We start from the raw sequence: 2,318 nt of genomic DNA, 5'->3' as shown, positions 1-2,318 counted from the left end.
CGCAGTGCTCCGCCGCGTCCGCCCGGCCCTCGCCGGGGAGCAGCTGAGCTATGCGGACATCGAGATGGACATCGTCGCGCACAAGGTGAAACGCGGCGGCGAGCCCGTGCAACTTGGCCCCACCGAGTTCCGCCTTCTCCGCCACTTCCTCGAGCACCCCGGCCGCGTCTTCTCGCGCGAGCGGCTGCTCGACAGCGTCTGGGGCCATGACAGCGACATCGAGCCGCGCACCGTCGACGTCCACATCCGCCGGCTCCGCCAGGCGATCAACATCGGCGGCAAGGGCGACATCATCCGCACCGTCCGCTCCGCCGGTTACGCCCTCGACAGCGACGGCCGCTCCTAACAAGGTTTAGCGACTCCGCGGCTGCTCCGGCCGGATATTAAGAATGACCCACTCGTTCTGGGCGCGTGGGTGCGGCTCTTGCCGCGCCTGAGCGGGCGACGAACAGGAGATGGATATGAAAGCTCTTATTTTCACTGCCGCACTGATGCTGAGCGGAGCGGCAATCGCTCAAACCACCGGCGGCACGAGCAACACCGGCGGGACCGGCGGAACCGGCACCACGAGCAGCGGCCAGAGCGGAATGGGCGGCACCGGCGGAAGCAGCGGCACCGGCGGCATGAGCGGCGGCAGTGGCGGCATGTCCGGCAGCGGCGGCATGTCCGGCAGCGGCGGCATGTCCGGCGGCAGCGGCATGAGCGGCGGAATGGGCGGCTCGGCTTCGGCCGGCAATTATCCGCCTTGCTCGCGCACCGTCACCGACAATTGCATCCAGACCAACGAACGCGGAATGCGGCGCTCGCGCGGCCGTCGCTGAAGTCACGGGCGGGGGCGGATCGCTCCGTCCCCGCCGCCATCGAACCTGCCCTCGCCGATCAGCCGAGCCGGTTCCTTTCGCCTCCGATTCGATTGAACTAAATCGAACCGCGTCTCGTTTACCTTGCAGCGCCGGCACTAGCCGCGCGGTTCCTGGCGCCAGGGGAAGCGCCTTGTGCAAGGAGACGATTCGATGAGGACTTTACTTTTCGCCGCTGCAGCGGCGCTCACCGTCAGCGGCGCAGCCGTCGCTCAGGACGCGCAGCAGACGCCGACCACAACAACGACGCCGACGACGCAGACGACGCCCCCCACCGGCCAACAGCCGAGCGGCGAGACGGTGGACGATCCCTCCGAGGCCACCGGCCCCGAAGGCGTTACCCAGCAGGGCACCGACCCCAACGGCCAGGCGACGGCCCCCGCCGGCACCAATCAGGCGCCGCAGACGATGAGCACCGACGCGGCTCAGCCGATGCCGAACCAGCAGGCGGCCTTCACGCCCCGCCCGGCAGCCACCGAATATCCGCCATGCTCGCGCACCGTCACCGACGCCTGCATCCAGACCTACGAACGCGGCGTCCGCGCAGCCCGCCGCGGCCGCTAGACCGCAGCAAGAGGGGCGCCTTCGGGCGTCCCTCCACTGTCCACCGCTTCCTCCATCTGCCATGAGCGCCGGAGGAACGGAGGGACAGACTGAATGACCATCGGCTTCGACAATCGCGTGGCAATCGTCACCGGCGCGGGCGGCGGCCTCGGCCGCGCCTATGCGCTCGAGCTCGCACGGCGCGGCGCCAGGGTGATCGTCAACGATCTCGGCGGCGCCCGCGACGGCTCGGGCAGCTCCGACGCGGCCGAGCGGGTGGTGGACGAGATCCGCGCCGCGGGCGGGACGGCAATCGCAAGCGGCGCCAGCGTCACCGATCTGGAGCAGGTGGAGGAGATGGTCGCCCGGGCGGGGAGCGAATGGGGGGGCGTCCACATCCTCATCAACAATGCCGGGATCCTCCGCGACAAGAGCTTCGCCAAGATGACGATGGAGGATTTCCGCCTCGTCCTCGATGTGCACCTCACGGGCTCGGCCAATTGCACCAAGGCGGTGTGGGAGACGATGCGGGGGCAATGCTATGGCCGCATCCTCATGACCTCCTCCTCGACCGGCCTGTTCGGCAATTTCGGGCAGGCCAATTACGGCGCCGCAAAGCTCGGCCTCGCCGGCTTCGCAAAGACGCTCCACCTCGAAGGCGCGAAATACGACATCCGCGTCAACAGCCTCGCCCCCACCGCCGCCACGCGCATGACGGAGGACATCTTCCCGCCGGAGATGATGGCCGCCTTCAACCCCGACAATGTCGTTCCGGCCGCGCTGTTCCTCGTCTCCGAAGATGCGCCCAGCAACATGATCGTCGGCGCGGGCGGAGGCGTGGTCCAGGCATCCTACGTGACGCTCACGCCCGGCTACGCGCTCCCGGAGGGCCGGCGCACCGTCGAGGAGGTAGCC

4 protein-coding genes are annotated in these 2,318 nt (G+C 68.9%); all 4 read left to right on the top strand.

Annotated features, from left to right (window positions below; all coding sequences use genetic code 11):
- On the top strand, nt 1–346 hold a 346-nt coding region (locus VF662_RS12695), incomplete at its 5' end, for a winged helix-turn-helix domain-containing protein (RefSeq protein WP_464141784.1).
- 115 nt (nt 347–461) lie between these two features.
- Complete coding sequence (locus VF662_RS12690) at nt 462–821, top strand: hypothetical protein (RefSeq protein ID WP_464141782.1); 360 nt, start codon at nt 462–464, stop codon at nt 819–821.
- A gap of 192 nt (nt 822–1,013) precedes the next feature.
- The gene (locus VF662_RS12685) at nt 1,014–1,424 is read left to right on the top strand and encodes a hypothetical protein (RefSeq protein WP_464141780.1); all 411 of its coding nucleotides are present in this window, start codon (nt 1,014–1,016) and stop codon (nt 1,422–1,424) included.
- 93 nt (nt 1,425–1,517) lie between these two features.
- Nucleotides 1,518–2,318: SDR family NAD(P)-dependent oxidoreductase (locus VF662_RS12680; RefSeq protein WP_464141776.1), on the top strand; the 801-nt coding region annotated here is incomplete at its 3' end.

Source organism: Allosphingosinicella sp. (assembly GCF_036387215.1).
In the GTDB taxonomy this organism is placed as follows: Bacteria; Pseudomonadota; Alphaproteobacteria; order Sphingomonadales; family Sphingomonadaceae; genus Allosphingosinicella.
This window is presented reverse-complemented; position numbering and strand designations above follow the sequence as displayed.

Coding starts and splice junctions, on each gene's coding strand:
- VF662_RS12685 (WP_464141780.1), top strand. CDS start 1,014: ATGAGGACTTTACTTTTCGCCGCTGCAGCGGCGCTCACCGTCAGCGGC.
- VF662_RS12690 (WP_464141782.1), top strand. CDS start 462: ATGAAAGCTCTTATTTTCACTGCCGCACTGATGCTGAGCGGAGCGGCA.